Annotated in this window: 19 protein-coding genes; 5 read left to right on the plus strand and 14 right to left on the minus strand. The window is 67.2% G+C overall.

The features are described 5' to 3' along the window. Positions 1–44: 44 nt before the first annotated feature. The 7 genes from AC3ITM_RS10270 to AC3ITM_RS10300 all read right to left on the minus strand — a co-directional run bounded on the left by AC3ITM_RS10270 (position 45) and on the right by AC3ITM_RS10300 (position 5,763). Positions 45–2,420, minus strand: a complete 2,376-nt coding sequence (locus AC3ITM_RS10270) for an autotransporter family protein (RefSeq protein ID WP_489264758.1) — start codon at positions 2,418–2,420, stop codon at positions 45–47. Between the two features lie 125 nt (positions 2,421–2,545). After that, positions 2,546–3,007, minus strand: a complete 462-nt coding sequence (locus tag AC3ITM_RS10275) for a pilin (RefSeq protein WP_489264760.1) — start codon at positions 3,005–3,007, stop codon at positions 2,546–2,548. Positions 3,008–3,130: 123 nt separating this feature from the next. Continuing rightward, positions 3,131–3,493 (minus strand): hypothetical protein, encoded by a 363-nt coding sequence (locus tag AC3ITM_RS10280; RefSeq protein ID WP_489264762.1) that lies wholly within the window; start codon positions 3,491–3,493, stop codon positions 3,131–3,133. Positions 3,494–3,503: 10 nt separating this feature from the next. Then, complete coding sequence (locus tag AC3ITM_RS10285) at positions 3,504–3,962, minus strand: roadblock/LC7 domain-containing protein (RefSeq protein WP_489264764.1); 459 nt, start codon at positions 3,960–3,962, stop codon at positions 3,504–3,506. Next, positions 3,955–4,500 (minus strand): GTP-binding protein, encoded by a 546-nt coding sequence (locus AC3ITM_RS10290; protein WP_489270079.1) that lies wholly within the window; start codon positions 4,498–4,500, stop codon positions 3,955–3,957. Before AC3ITM_RS10290 ends, AC3ITM_RS10285 begins: the two co-directional genes overlap by 8 nt. A 2-nt stretch (positions 4,501–4,502) precedes the next feature. Beyond that, positions 4,503–5,186 (minus strand): hypothetical protein, encoded by a 684-nt coding sequence (locus tag AC3ITM_RS10295; RefSeq protein ID WP_489264766.1) that lies wholly within the window; start codon positions 5,184–5,186, stop codon positions 4,503–4,505. A 139-nt stretch (positions 5,187–5,325) separates the two neighbouring features. Then, positions 5,326–5,763: a pilin gene (locus AC3ITM_RS10300; RefSeq protein WP_489264768.1), complete on the minus strand. Its 438-nt coding sequence runs from the start codon at positions 5,761–5,763 to the stop codon at positions 5,326–5,328. Positions 5,764–6,504: 741 nt separating this feature from the next. On the opposite strand from AC3ITM_RS10300, the gene AC3ITM_RS10305 reads away from it, so the two are divergent. Both AC3ITM_RS10305 and AC3ITM_RS10310 read left to right on the plus strand, forming a co-directional pair. Then, positions 6,505–7,173 (plus strand): response regulator, encoded by a 669-nt coding sequence (locus tag AC3ITM_RS10305; protein ID WP_489264770.1) that lies wholly within the window; start codon positions 6,505–6,507, stop codon positions 7,171–7,173. A gap of 641 nt (positions 7,174–7,814) precedes the next feature. Continuing rightward, positions 7,815–9,035 (plus strand): MFS transporter, encoded by a 1,221-nt coding sequence (locus tag AC3ITM_RS10310; protein WP_489264772.1) that lies wholly within the window; start codon positions 7,815–7,817, stop codon positions 9,033–9,035. Here AC3ITM_RS10310 and AC3ITM_RS10315 read toward each other — a convergent pair. The 4 genes from AC3ITM_RS10315 to AC3ITM_RS10330 all read right to left on the minus strand — a co-directional run bounded on the left by AC3ITM_RS10315 (position 9,032) and on the right by AC3ITM_RS10330 (position 13,457). Next, positions 9,032–9,835 (minus strand): AraC family transcriptional regulator, encoded by an 804-nt coding sequence (locus tag AC3ITM_RS10315; protein WP_489264774.1) that lies wholly within the window; start codon positions 9,833–9,835, stop codon positions 9,032–9,034. The genes AC3ITM_RS10310 and AC3ITM_RS10315 overlap by 4 nt on opposite strands. 195 nt (positions 9,836–10,030) lie before the next feature. Beyond that, a complete protein-coding gene (locus AC3ITM_RS10320) occupies positions 10,031–10,654 on the minus strand; it encodes an ATPase (RefSeq protein WP_489264776.1) in 624 nt (207 codons plus the stop codon). 3 nt (positions 10,655–10,657) lie between these two features. Next, positions 10,658–10,999, minus strand: a complete 342-nt coding sequence (locus AC3ITM_RS10325; RefSeq protein WP_489264778.1) for a type II toxin-antitoxin system prevent-host-death family antitoxin — start codon at positions 10,997–10,999, stop codon at positions 10,658–10,660. Positions 11,000–11,114: 115 nt separating this feature from the next. Further along, positions 11,115–13,457 carry a GH92 family glycosyl hydrolase gene (locus tag AC3ITM_RS10330; RefSeq protein ID WP_489264780.1) on the minus strand — a complete coding sequence of 781 codons (2,343 nt, stop codon included), beginning with the start codon at positions 13,455–13,457 and terminating at the stop codon, positions 11,115–11,117. A gap of 125 nt (positions 13,458–13,582) precedes the next feature. Here AC3ITM_RS10330 and AC3ITM_RS10335 point away from each other — a divergent pair, with 125 nt between their 5' ends. Together AC3ITM_RS10335 and AC3ITM_RS10340 are read left to right on the plus strand one after the other, a co-directional pair. Then, on the plus strand, positions 13,583–14,032 hold the full coding sequence (locus AC3ITM_RS10335) for a hypothetical protein (RefSeq protein ID WP_489264782.1): 450 nt from the start codon (positions 13,583–13,585) through the stop codon (positions 14,030–14,032). 4 nt (positions 14,033–14,036) lie between these two features. Beyond that, positions 14,037–14,702, plus strand: coding sequence for a hypothetical protein (locus AC3ITM_RS10340; RefSeq protein WP_489264783.1), 666 nt, complete (start codon positions 14,037–14,039; stop codon positions 14,700–14,702). A 139-nt stretch (positions 14,703–14,841) separates the two neighbouring features. On the opposite strand, the gene AC3ITM_RS10345 is transcribed toward AC3ITM_RS10340, so the two are convergent. The 3 genes from AC3ITM_RS10345 to AC3ITM_RS10355 form a co-directional block, all read right to left on the minus strand. Then, positions 14,842–15,168 (minus strand): thioredoxin family protein, encoded by a 327-nt coding sequence (locus AC3ITM_RS10345; protein WP_489264785.1) that lies wholly within the window; start codon positions 15,166–15,168, stop codon positions 14,842–14,844. Positions 15,169–15,189: 21 nt separating this feature from the next. Beyond that, positions 15,190–15,603 (minus strand): host attachment family protein, encoded by a 414-nt coding sequence (locus AC3ITM_RS10350; RefSeq protein WP_489264787.1) that lies wholly within the window; start codon positions 15,601–15,603, stop codon positions 15,190–15,192. A gap of 94 nt (positions 15,604–15,697) precedes the next feature. Beyond that, positions 15,698–16,315 carry a hypothetical protein gene (locus tag AC3ITM_RS10355; RefSeq protein ID WP_489264788.1) on the minus strand — a complete coding sequence of 206 codons (618 nt, stop codon included), beginning with the start codon at positions 16,313–16,315 and terminating at the stop codon, positions 15,698–15,700. 173 nt (positions 16,316–16,488) lie between these two features. Between AC3ITM_RS10355 and AC3ITM_RS10360 the strand changes: the two genes are divergently transcribed. Next, positions 16,489–17,184 (plus strand): DUF3348 domain-containing protein, encoded by a 696-nt coding sequence (locus tag AC3ITM_RS10360; protein WP_489264790.1) that lies wholly within the window; start codon positions 16,489–16,491, stop codon positions 17,182–17,184. Positions 17,185–17,192: the final 8 nt, after the last annotated feature.

A 17,192-nucleotide genomic window follows, 5' to 3' on the forward strand; every position in this document is an offset into this window, starting at 1 on the left:
CACCGGGTTGCTCCCTTCGCGGCCAGCCCTGTTGTCTTGCAGGCTCACCAGGCCGCGCGCAGCCCCAGTTGTGCCGCTGTCTGGCGATACCCGCTGTTGCCGCGCTGCAGGGCCAACGTGCCCCAGCCGGTCCAGCGCCGGCCCAGTTGCAGCTGCGCACCGGCACCGGCTTCGTAGCGGTCCCTGGGCAGCCCGCCCTGCAGGCGTTCGCTATTGAAACGCAGGCTGTTGTCATCCCTGCCGTGCAGCCAGTGCACCGCCACGAACGGCTGCACGCGGTTGCCGATGCCGGTGTTGGCATGGCCAAACAGGCGCACGCCGACCCGGCTGGTCAGCCCGCCCGTCCGGCCGCCATCGATGAGCGTGCCGTTGGCCTCGACATGGCGGCCGGCATTGCCGTCGGCATGGGTCAGCTGCAGCTGCGGTTCGAGGAACATCGCGGTACCGGCACTGTCGAGCAGCGGGATGCTGTAACCGGCCTCGAGCGACGCCGTGGTGGCACGGCTGTCATACCGCTCTCTGGCCAGCGCGTCGCCCTGCACGGTGTTCTTGAAGGTGGCGTGCTGCACCCAGCCGTCCACATACAGGCCGATGGTCCGGGCCGGATCCTGCAGCCAGCTGGCATAGAGACCGGCGGCTTGCCCGTCGACCCGGCCGCTGGCGGTGTAGCCGGTCAATCGCGAAGTCACCGTGGTGCGGGCACGGCCACCGCCCAGCATGACCCCGAACCGGCCGCGGCTGTCGGCGCCCCAGGCGAGCAGATCGGTGCCGACCTGCAACACGTCGGTATCGCCGTTGACCTGCAGTTGGTTGCCGACCACGCCGTACCTGGCCTGGCTGCGGCCCACCCGCGCCCATGCGCCGCGCTCGGACAGGCCGCGGGCGATACCGCCGGTGCGGTCCTGCAGGCGCAGATCGAACATCTGCACGGCAGCGGCCTGGTTGGCCAGGTAGGCGCCCACTTCCGGGCGCAGCACCGGCAGCGGCGGCTGGCATTGCGGCAAGGCCGGGTCCAGTTCGCACTGCTCGGGCAGGGTGATCACGCAGCCGGGGGCGGTGGGATCGGCCACACAGGGGTCTGGGGGGGTGGGAATCTCCGAGCGCAGGTACCAGTCGCCATCGCTGCGGGTCACCGCACCGCCCTGGACCAGAAAATACTCGTGCGCCCCGGCCACCGCGCGCCCGGCCAGGTCGAACCGGCCGCCGGAGGCGCCGTCCACCTGGATCAGGCGGATGCCATCGACGGTATCGGCGCCACCGCCGCCGACGTTCTGTACCGCCACCCTGGTCTGGCCGTGGGTATCGCCCTGCACCACCAGCCGGTCGGTGGCCGAGGCGTCATCGCCCAGCACGGTATGCAACAGCAGCGTGCCGCCTGCGCCCACATGGTCGCCGCTGACGGTCAACGTATGGAATGCCGTACCGTCGCCCAGCGCCATGACGCCACCGGCGTTGAGGGTAAGCGCGCCGGCCTGGCTGTCTTCGATCAGCGTCCAGGTACCGCCGCTGGACAGTGTGGCCGAACTCAGCCCCGATACCCGCCCGCTGTAGCCGGCGTCATCGTCGAGCAGCAGGTGCAACTGGTGGCCGGCATCGGTACGCAGTTCGCCGCTGAGCACGGTATTGGAAAGGGTCAGCGTGGCCTGGCTGGGGTTGGCGCCGGCCACGTCGAGCAGCACCCCGTTGCCGCCGGACAGCTGGCCGCCGTTGCGCACCGTTATGTAGGCGTCCACGGCCGTGCTGCCACCGCCCACTCGGACGGCCGACGCACTGCGACCTTCCACGCGGGCCGCATCAACCAACAGGTCGGTACGGCTGCCTGCGGTGGCGCCCTGGATACGCACCCCGTTGGTATCGCCCAGGACCACGCTACCGGCATTGGCTTCGATCAACCCTTTGCCGTTCGACAGGACGCCGATGCCATCTACGCCGGCGCCGTCATGGCCGTGGACCTGGCTGTTATACAGGCGCACTTCGGAGGTCGAACCCAGGGAGTTGATGACGACGCCATTGGCGCCGCCGCCACTGTCCACCGTGGAATCGCGCAGGCTTGCACTGGACACACGCAGCGACAACCCGCCGGCCAGGACCGCACCTTGCGCATCCAGCGGGGAGAAGTTGCCCATATGCACCAACCCACTGGCGATCGAACCCGACAGCATGCTCAGCGCCGAATCGGCCACATCGATGGTGGAGGCGCGGCCCCCGGCGCCCAGGGTCAGCAAGGCACCGTTGCGGACGATCCAGGGCTCTTCGACATCCCCGGCAAGCACCGTATGCGTGCCGCCATTGAGAGTACGCGCAATGGCCGGGGCGGGAACCAACACCGCCGCCACGGCGCAGCACAGCAACACTCGGCCTGGCCGCCGGCACGCCGGGGTCACCAGCAGGGATGCTGCCGCAGCGACGAGAGTGCTCATCGACCCCCCGCAATATCCACCATGCCCGCGTTGAGCGTCTGCATTGCCGTACCTTCTCTCCCCAGTTTGCGCATCATCCCAAGCGCCGCTGTGAGGGTGAGGTGAAGTATCGCCTATATGCAAACCTAGAAGACCGAGGTACATCCTTCAGGTGCCCACCCATTGCGCGGGCGATCCTTATAGGCCAGCGTCTCGCATTTCCAGCCGTTCTGGACCGTATAAATAAGCTCGACATGCTCGAAGAAGCCGCCGCCACAAAACAGCGTAGCTCGGCGCGACGATGCAGTAACGGTCACCCTCAAGGTTGGGCACAGGTTGCTGGGGCCGGTGAGCCCGACCGCAGCAGGGTCGGTGATGGTGGGGCCATGGAAGCCTTCCATCACCAATAGCTCGGCGCCCGTCTTGCCGCCGGACAGCTCGGACAGCATCGCGGTGATCCGCGCACGGGTCGCGTAGTTCTGGTACAGCGGAATGGCGATGGCCATCAGCACTGCCAGGATGCCCAGGGTGATGATCAGCTCCATCAGGGTAAAGCCGCGCGCCTGCGCGGCACCCGGCGCCGGCCGGGTGCAAGTTCGGTATTTCATGTCCAGTGATTCCTGTCAGGTGGCGGGCGCGTACCGCGCGCAGCAAAACGCCGTGCCCGCCCTTCCCCGGCGAACACGGCACCCCCATCCCCAAGGTGTGGCAGCGCGCCTGCGCGCTGCCGGTTACAGCGAGAGCGCACCCTCGACGTCCAGCACCATGCGCCGGGCCAGGGCCAGGTTGGCCTTCTGGCGGTCCAGCACTACGTAGAAGAACAGGCCCTTCTTGGCCGCCACCGGGCGCAGCACGTGGTAAGCGCGGCCCAGGGTGATCAGCACGTCTTCGATGTTGTCGTTGAGGTTCAGCGCCTCGGCGGTCTTCATCTTGGCGCGCAGCACTTCAGTGTTGCCGGCCGCAGCCAGTTCCATGTCCACGCCGGCGCCGGCTTCGCCGAGCAGCATGCCGCTTTCATAGTCCACCAGGGCCACGGCCTGGGCGCCGTTGATCTGCATCAGCGCGGCAAGGGATTTTTCGATCGTATTGTTCATTGGATTTTCTTCAGGAATAGGGAGTTGTGGTCATCGCCACCGGCACCACGGCCGGCGGCAGGTTGGTTTCCATCGTCTCGGCGATGGCACGTACGCATTGTTTTGCATGCCAGAGAATCTGGCCCATCACGCAGTCCTGGGTGCAGGCGGCCATCAGCAACCGGGTCGGTTGCGAGGGAATGGTCAGCATCAGCACCTTGCCGTCCTGGGCATCGAGCATCAGCGTGTCCAATACGCCGATCTCCAGTTCACGGCCCAGCGCATTGGCCAGCCCCAGCATCGAACTGGTCATCGCCGCCAGGCGTTCGGCGGCGCCATCGGCGCGGCCGACCTGGGCCAGCGCGAAGCCATCCAGGCTGGCCACCACCACCCCGGACAGGCCGTCGACCGCCGCGACCAGCCGCGACAGATGCGGGTCCAGCCGCGGGTTGGCCGGGCAACGCAGGGGAATCACCTCGGCGCTATGCATCGTCTTCCACCAGGGCCAGGCACTCGATCTGGCTCATCAGTACATCCATCACGGTCAACACCTGTTGCGGATCGCGCGGATCCAGCGGCAAGGCCGGCAACGGCTGCGGATACGAATGCAGCCAGGCTTCGCAGGCCGCGGCCTGCTCGGCGGTGGCCGAATCCAGCCGGGTCAGGCCGATCACCACCGGCAGCTGCGCGTTGTGTTCCTGCAGCGCATCCAGGTGCGCGGCGACCTGCGCGGCCGGCTCGCCGGCACTGGCATTGACCAGCAGGATCGCCCCGCTCGCCCCTTCCAGCAGGATCGGCCACAGGAACGCAAAGCGCACCTGGCCCGGCGTGCCATACAGGCGCAGACGGCTGCCACCGGGCAGGTCGATGTCGCCGTAATCCATGGCAACGGTGGTCAGCGGTTTGTCCGCGTCCGGGTCGGTATTGCAGACCTCGGTGCTGACCGCGCGGCCCCCGGCCAGGGCCTGCACCAGGGTGGACTTGCCTGCGCCCATCGGCCCCAGCACGACAATCTTGTACTCACGCATCATCAAGCGCTCCAGCGGGCGCGAACGTCCCGCCACAGTTGGACCAGCCCACGGCTGCGACCGGTGCGCAACACGCGCTGGGGGGCATCCTGGACCAGATAGGCATAGCCGCTGAGATAGGCGGCGTTGAAAAAGGCCTGCACGTGCCCGCGCGGCAACGCCAATGCCGCACTGCAGGCATCGGCATCCATTGCCCGCTTGATCAGCAACGCGCAGATACGGAAGTCATCGTGGCGATGCGCCAATACCCGGAAGTCCGGCCAGCGCCGCAACTGCAGGCTGCTTTCCATGCCCAGCGGGCGCAGTGGCGCATTGGCCGCACACGCGGTCAACCCGACCTGCCACAGCATCGGCCGCAACGGCACGCTGCGGGTGTACTGGGCCTGCCGCTCGAAGGCGTCGGCGGCCAGCGGCGACAGTTCCAGCTGCGAGCGATGGTCGGTGAGCGCGACCTGGAAACGAATGGTCATTTCCGCCGCCGGTTCGGCCACCAGCACGCGGTTGTTCTGCATGTCCAGCCAGCACAGCGTCTCCCCACGCACGCTGACTGCTGCGTACAACAGGCGTTCGTGCAGCAGCGCACCCACGCTCAGGCGGTGGTGCAGCTGTTCCACAAAGCCGGTCGGTGCCGGCGCAGGCGCGGCAGGCTCGGACTGGTTGTAGGGAAGGCGGCGGAAGCGGGTCATGATCGTCGGGTCAGGTCGGGGCGCCACGTCACGGTGGCGAATGAGGGGGTGGCAGCCGGCAAGTGCCGGCCACGCAGGCCCCGAGCCGCCGGCACGCACAAGGCGTGCCGGCGACCGAAACCTGGGTACCCCCGAGGGTTCATCGGCAGATCGGCGGCAGCAGGCTCTTTTCGGTCATGCTGGCATTGCAGGTCCACGCGCCGTCGGCATCGCGGGCCAGGGCCAGGGTGCCTTCCACCTTGCTGCTGGGCACCAGCTCGCAGGTCAGCGTGGCTACGCCGGTTTCTGCCATGACCACATCGACGTCTTTGCAACGCGGGGTGATCTTCTGCAGGCCCAGCACGACCGGATCGTCGGTGGTTTCGCCTTCGGCGTACATGGTTTCCACGCCGATCTTGCCCGGGGTGATTTCGGCCAGTGCGGCCGAGGTCTGCGCCTTGGCGGTGTAGTTCTGGTACTGCGGCAGCGCGATGGCGGCCAGGATGGCGATGATGGCCACCACGATCATCAGTTCGATGAGGGTGAAGCCGCCCTGGCGGTTGGCCGGCGAAAGGCGCGGCGTGTTACGGACGTTCATGGGAATCCTTGAGAAGTAATTGATGGAATGGGGTAAGGCGGTACTGCAATGAGAGTGGGCCGGGCACCAAACGCCGTGCTCCTGCGCCTGCCGACAAGGAGACCACCGGCCATCCTCTTCACACCATCCCAAAATTAGTAAAAACAACCCGCTACCCGGAGTTTTGCGATTACTTGCAGGGCTGTTTCCGAAGCGGCATGACGCATCGGCGCACTCTCGATGCGTGCAGCGCGTTGCCATGACGCGGATCGCCGGTTCTGCCGCGCCCTGACCCAGGGCGGCACCGTGCCGGTCGACCCAGCGCCAGCCACTGGAACCTGGCCGCCGCTGCGATACCGGCAAGCGCGGCTGCAGCGCCTTCACCGGTTCATCGGGCCAGTCAGGCCGCCGTCATTGCATGGCAGGGCTGGCATCCGTGCTTCCGGTCGAGGTGCCGGTGCGCGCCTGCCGGCGGCGGGCAGAAACCGGCTGGAGGCTTTGGGGGGGCGGGCTTCTGCGCATCGTATTGGCGCCCCCCCGGTGGAGTCGGATGCCCCGAAGTGTCGCATTCAGCTTAAGAAAGCTGCCGCGTTCAGGGATGCAATACGACATTCGTATTAGTTGTATTGGAAAGCATCCGGGCCCCGATCACACTTTGTGCAACCGGTTACATATAGACGTATCGGTACGGACACCCAGGCAGGCAACCCACCGCCTGCGCCTCCGAAACCACGCCGCACCGCCACTATCGAGGACATCCCCATGATCACCCGCATCATCATTGCCGACGACCATCCCGCGGTGCGCCTGGGCGTCCGCGCCATTCTCGAAGCGCAGGGCCGCTACCGCATCGTCGCCGAGGCCAGCTCGCCGGAGGAGCTGATGGCCCTGCTGGCGCAGCACCCTGCCGATATGCTGCTGACCGACTTTGCGATGCCGGTGGGCAGCGTGGCCGATGGCCACGCGATGCTGGCCACCATCCGGCGCCGCTACCCGGCGCTGCCGATCGCGCTGTTGACCATGTTCAACAACGTGCCCTCGCTGCGCGTCGCGCTGCAGGCGGGGGTGCGGGCGATCATCGACAAGAGCGGGCCGATGGACCAGATAGCGCAGGCACTGTGCGAGGTACGGGCGGGCAGCACTTATCTGAGCGAGAGCCTGCGTCACGCCATGGAAGTTGATGCGCTGGACCCCGAAGCATCGCGCAGCGTGCTCTCGCGCAAGGAGCTGGAAGTGCTGCGCTTGTATGTGTCCGGGCCCACCATCAGCGAAATCGCCGCGCAGCTGGGGCGCACGGTGAGCACCATCAGCCGGCAGCGGATCATGGCGATGGACAAGCTGGGCATCCGCACCGAAGCGGAGTTGTTCGCCTATGCCTATGAGCAGGGCCTTACGCCGGTGGCGCGTCCGTCGTTGTTGTCGGCGGCGTAGGTTGTGGGTGTTTTTCCGCTTCGCGGATGACGTCAACGTCAACAGCTTTCGTGCCCCTCCGGGGCGCGAGTCACCTTTCTTTGCTCGTGCAAAGAAACGTAACCCAAAGAAAGCACGCCCCGTCCACGATCCGTCAGGCTACGCCTGCCGGTGCCCTGCGCTTCTCGCGTCGGCAAGGGACGGTGCGGAACTCGCTACGCTCGCGCCTCTAGACCAGCGGGCGCCGGTTGTTAGAGCGCGTCGCCACGCGCCCATGTCCCACCGCATCACCTCGTAGCATGCTTCATGCTTCGACCGCGCCTCTTCGCCCCCGATGCCACTGCGATGCTCGGCTCGCTCCAAGGGGGAGGTAGGTCAAGATCAAGATCATGAGCAACAGCAACAGCAACGGCACGGCAACAGCAACGGCAACAGCAACGGCAACAGCTGCCTACCGCCGGTAGGTCCGACCCATGGTCGGACGCGCTTCGCCGGGCACCGCAATGTCCAAATTGCGACGGCCGCCGCCCATATCGCGCGAGACGGCTATCCCGGCACGCTCTAGGCTTGCCGCTTCGCCCACCCGGACCCCGGCGGCCTGCGTTCCGTCATGGCAGGCTGGCGCACTGCGATCCGGATTGCCTTGCGAGTCGTTGCTACCGATGCCCACAGACACCCCTGCCACTCCCGCCCTTCCCCCCGTTTCCGTCACCGCGCCCCCGCAGGGCTTCGCGCTGCGCATCGTCGGTGCCGCAGCATTCGCGCACCTGCTCAACGACATGATCCAGGCCGTGCTGCCGGCGGTGTACCCGATGTTCAAGAGCGAATTCGCGTTGAGCTTCGGCCAGATCGGCATGATCGGGCTGGTCTACCAGATCACCGCCTCGCTGCTGCAGCCCTGGGTGGGCATGTATACCGACAAGCGCCCGCTGCCCTACCTGCTGCCGTCGGGCATGGCCGCCACCCTGGTCGGCATTGCCATGATGGCGCTGGCCACCCGTTACGAAATGCTGCTGGTGGCCGCTGCGGTAATCGGCATCGGCTCGGCCACCTTCCATCCCGAAGCCTCGCGGGTGGCGCGGATGGCCTCGGGCGGGCGCTTCGGCACCGCCCAGTCCACCTTCCAGGTGGGCGGCAATACCGGCTCGGCGATCGGCCCGTTGCTGGCGGCCGCAGTGGTGATTCCGCATGGGCAGCGCGCCATCGCCTGGTTCATGCTCGGTGCGGCGCTGGCCATCGGCGTACTGCTGCGCCTGACCCGCTGGAGCGTGCGCCACGGCCAGGCCGCGATGGGCAGCCTGTCGCGCAACCGCGCCACCGGCCTGGACCGCGGCCAGGTGGTGCGGGCGGTCGCGGTGATCTGCGTGCTGATGTTCGCCAAGTTCGTCTACATCGCCTCGTTCACCAATTACTTCACCTTCTACCTGATCGAACGCTTCCATCTCAGCGTGCAGCACAGCCAGCTGTTCCTCTTCATCTTCCTGGCCTCGGTCGCGCTGGGCACCTTCATCGGCGGCCCGGTCGGCGACCGTATCGGGCGCAAGGCGGTGATCTGGATTTCGTTCCTGGGCGTGGCCCCGTTCGCACTCGCCCTGCCCTATGCCAACCTGGCCGGCACCGCGATCCTGGCGGTGCTGATCGGGCTGGTGATGTCCTCGGCCTTCGCCGCGCTGGTGGTGTACGCGCAGGAAGCGGTGCCCGGCCGGGTCGGCATGGTGTCGGGCCTGATGTTCGGGCTGATGTTCGGCATCGGCGGCATCGCCGCGGCCGGCCTGGGCAAACTGGCCGACGCACACGGCATCGTCTGGGTCTACCACTTCACCTCCTACCTGCCGTTGCTGGGACTGGCGACCGCCTTCCTGCCCAGGACCAAGCCGCACTAGGGCTGCTGGAAGAACCGGCTGGGCAGTTGTCCGAACCGCTTCTTGAACATCGCGGTGAACGCGCTGGGGCTGACATAGCCCAGCGACAGCGCCACATCGATGACCTTCTCGCCGTGCGCCAGGCGCTCCAGCGCGCGCAGCAGCCGCGCCTGCTGCCGCCATTGCCCGAAGGTCATGCCCAGCTCGCGCGTGCACAGCCGCTGGATGGTCTTGACGTCCACGCCCAGCCGCAGCGCCCAGTCCTGCAGGGTGGAGGCATCGTCCGGGGCAGTCTCGAACTGGTGGCCGATCGCCTGCAGCCGCGGGTCGGTGGGTTGCGGCAGGTGCAACGGCAATACCGGCAGGGTCTGCAGTTCATCCAGGATCAGCTGCATCAGCCGGCCGTCGCGGGTGTCGGCGCGGTAGGGCTGGGCGATCTGCGCCGCGGCGTGGATCAGCGCCGCCAGCAACGGCGTGACCGATACCGTCGATGCCGCCGCCGGCGGCTGGGCGATGGCCTGCGGCAGGATATACAGGCTGCGCATGCTCACCGCGCCGATGCAGCTGACCTTGTGCCCGGTCCCGGCCGGCATCCAGATCGCGCGCGTGCTGGGCACCACCCAGCGCCCTACCCCGGCCTGCACCACCAGCACGCCGGTTTCGGCGTAGACCAGCTGATGGCGGTCGGGATGATGGTGCAGGCCGATCACGGTGCCGGCCGGATACTCGCGCGCCCGGCACAGCACCGGGCTGTCCGGCCCGATCGGCAGGCGCCGGCCTTCGCCTGTGGGCGGTGCGGTGCCTGCTGCACTGTGTTTCATGACTGCATCCGTCGTACCGGCGTTTACTCCGACTCTAGCATGCAGGGGTTTGGCGTCCGTCGGGCTGGCGTCGCGCCGCACTGCCCGTCTGACGGTGGATCCGACCCGTGGTCGGATGCGCCATGTTCGGGCATTGCGCTGTCCGAACATGGTTCGGACCTACCTGCGATCGCGTTGTCCGAGCGTGGCTCGGACCTACCCGCCGTGCAGCTCCATCGCGCGCATCACGATCGGCTTGGCCCAGTCGGGGGTGTGCAGCAGTTCGGCCACCGAGACCGGGTAGTGCAGTCCGCTGCGATCGACCTGCAGCAGCGGCAGCGGTTCCACCCTGCCCTGGGCATCGGCCGGCGCGCTGTTGTCGTAGACATGCAGTTCGGCCAGGTGTGGCAGCAGATCGATCAGGTTTTCGCGCGCGGTATCAAAGCGGGCACGGATCTTGTCGTGCGGAATGTCGTGGCCGCCGCCGGCCACGCGCGCCGCGACGCGGGCGATATGCAGTTCCACGCTGTCCAGGCCGCAGAACCAGATCGCCACCTCATGGCTCTGGCAGGCCTGGCGCAACAACTGCGGGATGGTGTTGCCGCCCAGGGTGGTTTCGAAGGCGAAGTCGCTGCCATCGGCGATCGCCTGGCGCAGGCGTCGCGCGCCTTCGTTCCAGGCCGCCGCATTGGCCTCGCCGAGCGCCCAACCGGCATCGACCAGGGCACGGGTGAAGCTGTCCGGGTTGAACCAGGACAGCCCCTCCTGTTCCAGCCATGTGCCCAACAGCGAACTTTTGCCGGCGCCGTTGACGCCGGCCAGCACCAGAATCCGCCCCATCGGTCAGAGCGGCTTGCCGAGGGTGACCTTGCGGCCGCGGCGGATCGGCTGGCCCAGTACCTTGCCCAGCCCACCATCGCGGTCCAGGCTGGCCAGCTGGGTGTCGAACCGGGCGCGCAGGCGCTCCAGGTCACCGGCGCGCGTACCGCTGTCGGTACCGGCAGCCTTGGCCAGCAATTCCTGGTAGGCCTTGATGTCCACGATCACCGCTTCGGGGTGGTTGTGGTTGGTGATGACCAGCGCCTGCTTCTCACGGACGGTACGCATCAGGCTCGGCCAGCCGCGGGTCTTCACCGAGGAGGCGGAGGCCTTCTCCAGGCCGGGCAGGTCCAGTGGCAGGGTCATGGCAGGCTCCACGGAGGAATGGGGCCACTATACGCCTTTTGGCCAAATGGGGAATAAATCGCATTATGGCCTGGCATCCGGTGTCGACCCCACCCGGCGGCACCGGACGCCAGGCTCAGCGCGACATCGAATACGGCGCCTGCGCACCCTGCCCTGGCCAGGCCTGGTTCGGCGCGGCCTGCAGGGTGAAGTGCAGTTCCCCGCCGGCCAGGATCTCGGCGTGGCGCAGGAAGGCGCGCTGCAGCGGCTTGCCGTTGAGGGTGACCGCGCCGATATAGCCGTGGCCCTGCTCCAGCCCGTCGGTGGTGATGGTGAAGGTGTTGCCGTTGGGCAGGTGCAGCGAGGCCTTCGGCAGGAACGGGCGGCCGATGATGTATTCGCCGCTGCCCGGCGCGACCGGGTAGAAGCCCAGCGCGGTGAATACATACCAGGCCGACATCTGGCCCAGGTCGTCATTGCCGGCCAGGCCGTCGGGGCGGTCGGCATACTGGGTGTCCATGATCTGCTTCAGGCGCGCCTGGGTGCGCCACGGCTGCCCGGCATGGGCGTACAGATAGGCCACGTGGTGGCTGGGCTCGTTGCCGTGCGCATACCAGCCGATCAGGCCGGTGATGTCTTCCATGTGCTCGAACACCGCTGGGTCGACCTTGGCGTCGAACACCTGGTCCAGCCGCGCCAGCAGTTTGTCGCTGCCACCGTGCACCTTGGCCAGGCCGGCCACGTCCTGCGGCACATACCAGGAGTACTGCCAGGCGTTGCCTTCGGTGTAGTCGCTGCCGTAGCCGCTGGCGCTGGGATCGAACGGCGTGCGGAAGCTGCCGTCGCGCTTGCGCGCGCGCATGAAACCGCTATCGGCGTCGAAGGCATGGCGCCAGTTGCCGGCGCGCTTGTCGAAGGTGGCCTGCACGTCCTTGCGGCCCATCGCTTCGGCCATGCGCGCGATGGTCCAGTCGTCGAAGGCGTATTCCAGGGTCTTGCTGGCAGCTTCGCCTTCCTCGTCGATCGGCACCCAGCCCAGCTCGCGGTACTGGGCGATGCCATCGTAGGGACCATAGTTGGCGGTGGCGACCATCGCCTGCAGCGCCTTGTCGGCATCGAAGCCGCCGATGCCCTTGAGGTAGGCATCGGCGATCACCGGCACGGCGTGGTAGCCGATCATGCACCAGGTTTCCTGGCCGTGGAACGACCACACCGGCAGCATGCCGTAGGCGCTGTGCTGCTGGTGGGCCAGCAGCGAGTTGATGAAATCGCTGTTGCGTTTTTCCGGCTGGACCAGGGTCAGCAGCGGGTGCAGGGCGCGGTAGGTATCCCACAGCGAGAAAGTGGAGTAATGGTTGAAGCCTTCGGCACGGTGTACGGCATTGTCCGAACCGCGGTACTGGCCGTCGGCATCCATGAACAGCGTGGGGCCCAGCAGGCTGTGGTAGAGCGCGGTATAGGCGCTGCGCCGGGCATGCGCGGGCGCCTGGATATCCAGCACCGACAGCGCCTCGATCCACTGTTTTTTGGCTTCGGCGCGGACCCGGTCGAAATCCAGATCGGGCACTTCGGCAGCCAGGTTCGCGATTGCACCCGCCTCGCTCACCGAGGAAATCGCCACGCTCACCACCAGCGGCGCTTTCAGCGTGCCGAAATCGAACGTGCCCACCAGCTGGCGGCCCTCGATCTGCGCGCGCTCGCCCGGTGCATTCGCTGCCGGCGGTGCGAAGCCCTTGTAGGCGATGTCCTTTTCGGTGTTGTGCAGTTCGTGCGCGGTCAGCGGGCGCGAGAAGCGCATCGCGAAATACAGCTGGCGGCCCGGTGCCCAGCCGCGGGTTTCGCGGAAGCCGGTGACGGTGCCATCGTCGCGCACCCGCAAGCGCGACCACGAGATCTTGCCCGGGTAGTCGTACAGGCTGGTGCGCAGGTCCAGCAGCACCCGTGCCGGCTGGTTGGCCGGGAAGGTATAGCGATGCACGCCGACGCGGGTGCTGGCGGTGAGCTCGGCGCGCACCTTGGGATCGTCCAGGGTGACGGCGTAGTAACCGGGCTCGGCGCGTTCGTCGTCGTGGCCGAAGCGCGAGGTATAGCCGCTACCGGGCTTGTCCGGGTCGCCGCGCTCCAGGCCGGCACCGGGGGCGACCGGCATCAGCAGCACATCGCCCAGGTCCGAATGGCCGCTGCCGGAGAAGTGGGTATGCGAGAAGCCGACGATGCTGCGGTCGTCGTGCCGGTAGCCGGCAGCCCAGCCATAGGCCTTTTCGCGCGGCTGGATGCGGGTATCCGGGCTGAGCTGGACCATGCCGAACGGCACCGTCGCGCCGGGATAGGTATGCCCCTCCCCGGCGGTGCCAATGAACGGGTCCACCGACCCGAACGCGCGCTCCCCCAGCGCGGACGGTGCAGCCATTGCCGCTCCCGCCATCAACAGGGTTCCTGCCGCCAGCGCGGCCCATCGCTTCTTCTCGAGCATCGGCATAGGTCCAATTTGGATCGATTCAATGTTGAGCCGATCCTAGCATCGGGGAGGCTGGTGCAGGGGTGCTGTTGGTCAGGGGCGCCGCGCTATAGTCCGGACACACCCTGAAAGCAAAGGATTGCTGCATGTCACTGCCCGTCGAAGTCATGAACATCGTCGCCGTCCTTGCTGCATTGCCGCAATCCTGGCTGGCCGATCATGCACTGGAAGCGGCCCGTGACGTGGAGGCCCGCTGGGATGCTGAGCTTTGGCCGGATGTGGATCAGCGGCCTCCAACTGCCAGGACGCAGGCCATGCTGGACGCCATCGAGGAAGAGGTGGACAACGCTATGCAGTTGATGGGCCGCTTGCCACAGGCGCTGCACGGTGCGCTCGCGCAAGTGTCCAATGGCGCGGCGTTCGACGCCATCCACATTGCTTCCGACGACGGGAAAACCATCGCGCTGGTCGAGCGGGACGGTGCCAGCGCCGTGCTGCGCCAGGAAATCCGCAACTTCATCCAGCAGTTGGCCCCCGACCCCGACGCCGATCCTGACCCGGACCTGGAACCACGCAGGCCAGGGATGGGGGGCTGACGCGATGACCAATCAACTGCCATCCCAGGCACTGACCGATGCCGCCAACAACCTTGCCGTGGTCATGCCCTCCTCCACGTTGCCCATCGGCCCGCAACTGGAAGCATGGGCGCAACTGGTACTGGCCGGTCATCTAGCGAACGCCTGCGTCGAATCGAACCCGGCAGGCACGACCTTCTTCATCCGCAACAATCAACACAAAACGCTCAAGGCTGCGGCCTCCTCCTGGATTGTCTTCAAGCGCCTTGGGCACACATACGAAATCCACAACGCGCTGCCGATTCATGGCCTCAGTGGCGCGCATCATGAAGTGGACGTATGCATTGTGCGGGGCGTCCAGACGCCAGGTGGCCAGGTCGGGCACCAGGACTTTGTTGCCGGGTTGGAATGCAAGCAGCACAAGCGTCAGATCGATGACAACGTGGTGCGGATCCTGCTTGGCATCAACGTGGACGCGCCGCCGCCGCGCCCCTGGTACTACGGCACGCCACCAGCACGCTGGCGGCCCTGGGCGGTGGTATCCCCCCATACCGCCACCAGCGCAAATACCGCCCAGCTACTGAACGCCTACAACATCCATTTCATTGGTGTAGACGCCGCTACCGTGACAGCCAAGCACGCTGGAATCTGGGCATTCGCGCTCAAGACGGTCGCCCACCTGATGCCTTGACTCCAGGCATCAGGCAACGCCGGATCCAGCGTCTAGCGGCAGCGGCGCCGCCGTTGCCGGGTTTGATATCGCCCTCACCGCTCCGAAAGTATCCCGTGCAGCCAAGCGCTGACAGGAGCAGTACGCGCCCTCAAATGCGTCATGGCGGCCCCAGCAGCCTTGCAAGACTGTCCAGATCATGGCGATCCAACGGCCGCACCACGCGCCCCTGCTCTTCACCGTTGTGCAGCAGGATCACGGTGGGCCACAACTTCACTTGATACGCGCGCCCCAGGAGCCGGCCCTTGCCGTCTTCGACCTTGAGGTGCGGCATGTCGTGCTGCAACAGCAGCGCCTGCAGCGTCGGCTGCGCGGCGCTGCAGTGCGGGCACCAGGGCGCGCCGAACTCCAGCAGCTGCCAGCCGCTGCCGGCGTCCAGGTCGGCACGGCTGGGCGGGGTGTCTACATAGTCGGGCGTATAGGCCATGGCGCGCTGCTCCGGTGGGGGTTACTCCAACGCGCGCTGCACATCTTCCAGCGGCGCATTGGTGAAGTCCTTGGCCAGCTCGCGGATCAGCCGCGACTGTACTTCCTTGTGCAGCTGCGGGCGGATGCGGCCCAACGTCTGCGGGTCGGCAATCAGCACCAGGTGGGTGTAGCGGTTGTTGAGCGCATCTTCGTTCAACTGCCCGGCCAGCTGCTTGGCGAAGGTGGCTTCGTTGAGCTGGGCCACGCTCATGTCCTTGGGCATCGCTCCGGACGGCCCCTGCCCGGATACGCCCTGCGCACTGATGTCCTGCACCTGCAGTTCCTCATGCTGCTTGAGCTGCAGCGTGCGCCCCGTGCCGACGTTGGTGAACACGCGGGCCGAGCCGCCGTCTGCCACGATGACCAGGGTACCTTCGGGGATCTGCTGTTGCATGGTGGACTCCTTTGGGGGAACGGGCCGGTACTGCACCCGTGTCCACCGTAGGCAATGCGATGTAAGCGTGGTGCATACGCCTGTGTGCAGCAGGTTAGTGCGCGCCCGGTCCCGGCGGGTCGGTGCGGGTCAGCGTTCCCGGGCTCCAACGCCATGTCCAGGTATGCCGGCCCGGTGCCGGGCACGGTTCGTGGCCGGATCTCGCACGATCTTCTGCACGGCACAGCGGCGAACCGGGCTGGCTGTCGAAGGTGACCTGGATCTTCCCGCCGACGACCTCAAGGCGCTTGAACTGCCCCGGGATATGCTCGGCCGCATCACCGGCGTAACCCACCTGCCGGATCACCGCATAGTTCGCATCGTCATGGCGCGAGGTGCCCGGATAGGCCGCCTGGCCGCGGGCATCCCCGGGTGCCAGTGCGCTCATCACCACCACCTCGTTGGCCTGCTCGAAACTGCCACCACTGAAGGTGGCGGTGTAGACGTAGACAACGCCGCGGGTGCCGCGACCGTCGATATCGGCCAGCCGGACCACCAGCGGGCGGTAGTCGTACTGGATGTCGTCGGCTGGAATCAGGTCCAGGCTGGCAGCCACCGCCGCCTTGGCCCGGTCCAGCGTCAGCGCGGCGGGTGCAGGCTCGGCACCGGCAGTGCCCAGCGCGGCCAGCAGCAGCCCGCCGACGACGATCATCTTCGCTTTCCCTGCAATCATGGCGCCACGCTCCCTGCGGTCATCTGCCCGGATTGTCCCATGCGCCCTCCCCGGGCCGTCCGTGCGGTGCGTCGCAATGGCTTGATTTCACTCCGTCGCCGTGGCCGCTCGGAAGCTTGTTCAGACAGCCAGACTGTCATTCCGGTGTAAAATTCAGCGTTTTAACCGGAACAATGGCGAAAACGTCCTACCGCCCGCCCCTGCCCGCCCCGGCCTTCATCCGCCTGTTGGCGGGGTTTGCCGATGGCAAGGTGCCGCCTTCCAGCCCGGACTTGTCCGATCGCCTGAGCCAATGGGTGGACTGGAACCGGGCGGTGGCGCTGTCGCGGGCACTGGACGGCCGGCTGCCGCCCCCGGTGGCCGAGGCGGCGCCGTTCGAGACAGCCGACGCCGCCGAGGTCGCGCGGGTGCGCGCGGCCCTGGTCGACGCCATCGCCCAGCCATTGCCGCCGCTGAGTGCTTCCACCGCGTCGGATGATTTCGCGCCGCTGCGGCAGCGGGTGCTGACCCTGCAACGGTCGATGCTGGCCGCCACCGGCCGGCTGCGTGGGCGGCTGCGCGACATGCTCGGCCATGCCGCACCGGAACTGGCGCGGCTGGCCGAAGTGGACGCGGTGATGGAGCAGACCCTGAGCCCGCGCGAGCAGGCCCTGCTGGCCAGCGTGCCGGCCCTGCTGGGCCAGCATTTCGCCCGCCTGCACGCGGCGGCATTGCCGGCCGCCGTCGACGGCGAACCGGCGCCGGCCGCCCCCGCCAGCGATGCCTGGCGGCTGCGTTTCCAGCACGACATGCAGCAGGTGCTGCTGGCCGAGCTGGATGTTCGTTTTCACCCCATCGAAGGCCTGCTTGCAGTGCTTCGCCCCCGATAACTGGGACC

This window comes from Stenotrophomonas sp. KH_029 (assembly GCF_057839765.1).

Excerpts from the sequence above, each read along its gene's own strand:
- AC3ITM_RS10270 (WP_489264758.1), bottom strand. The coding sequence starts at position 2,420 with ATGAGCACTCTCGTCGCTGCGGCAGCATCCCTGCTGGTGACCCCGGCG.
- AC3ITM_RS10275 (WP_489264760.1), bottom strand. The coding sequence starts at position 3,007 with ATGAAATACCGAACTTGCACCCGGCCGGCGCCGGGTGCCGCGCAGGCG.
- AC3ITM_RS10280 (WP_489264762.1), bottom strand. The coding sequence starts at position 3,493 with ATGAACAATACGATCGAAAAATCCCTTGCCGCGCTGATGCAGATCAAC.
- AC3ITM_RS10285 (WP_489264764.1), bottom strand. The coding sequence starts at position 3,962 with ATGCATAGCGCCGAGGTGATTCCCCTGCGTTGCCCGGCCAACCCGCGG.
- AC3ITM_RS10290 (WP_489270079.1), bottom strand. The coding sequence starts at position 4,500 with ATGCGTGAGTACAAGATTGTCGTGCTGGGGCCGATGGGCGCAGGCAAG.
- AC3ITM_RS10295 (WP_489264766.1), bottom strand. The coding sequence starts at position 5,186 with ATGACCCGCTTCCGCCGCCTTCCCTACAACCAGTCCGAGCCTGCCGCG.
- AC3ITM_RS10300 (WP_489264768.1), bottom strand. The coding sequence starts at position 5,763 with ATGAACGTCCGTAACACGCCGCGCCTTTCGCCGGCCAACCGCCAGGGC.
- AC3ITM_RS10305 (WP_489264770.1), top strand. The coding sequence starts at position 6,505 with ATGATCACCCGCATCATCATTGCCGACGACCATCCCGCGGTGCGCCTG.
- AC3ITM_RS10310 (WP_489264772.1), top strand. The coding sequence starts at position 7,815 with ATGCCCACAGACACCCCTGCCACTCCCGCCCTTCCCCCCGTTTCCGTC.
- AC3ITM_RS10315 (WP_489264774.1), bottom strand. The coding sequence starts at position 9,835 with ATGAAACACAGTGCAGCAGGCACCGCACCGCCCACAGGCGAAGGCCGG.
- AC3ITM_RS10320 (WP_489264776.1), bottom strand. The coding sequence starts at position 10,654 with ATGGGGCGGATTCTGGTGCTGGCCGGCGTCAACGGCGCCGGCAAAAGT.
- AC3ITM_RS10325 (WP_489264778.1), bottom strand. The coding sequence starts at position 10,999 with ATGACCCTGCCACTGGACCTGCCCGGCCTGGAGAAGGCCTCCGCCTCC.
- AC3ITM_RS10330 (WP_489264780.1), bottom strand. The coding sequence starts at position 13,457 with ATGCCGATGCTCGAGAAGAAGCGATGGGCCGCGCTGGCGGCAGGAACC.
- AC3ITM_RS10335 (WP_489264782.1), top strand. The coding sequence starts at position 13,583 with ATGTCACTGCCCGTCGAAGTCATGAACATCGTCGCCGTCCTTGCTGCA.
- AC3ITM_RS10340 (WP_489264783.1), top strand. The coding sequence starts at position 14,037 with ATGACCAATCAACTGCCATCCCAGGCACTGACCGATGCCGCCAACAAC.
- AC3ITM_RS10345 (WP_489264785.1), bottom strand. The coding sequence starts at position 15,168 with ATGGCCTATACGCCCGACTATGTAGACACCCCGCCCAGCCGTGCCGAC.
- AC3ITM_RS10350 (WP_489264787.1), bottom strand. The coding sequence starts at position 15,603 with ATGCAACAGCAGATCCCCGAAGGTACCCTGGTCATCGTGGCAGACGGC.
- AC3ITM_RS10355 (WP_489264788.1), bottom strand. The coding sequence starts at position 16,315 with ATGATTGCAGGGAAAGCGAAGATGATCGTCGTCGGCGGGCTGCTGCTG.
- AC3ITM_RS10360 (WP_489264790.1), top strand. The coding sequence starts at position 16,489 with ATGGCGAAAACGTCCTACCGCCCGCCCCTGCCCGCCCCGGCCTTCATC.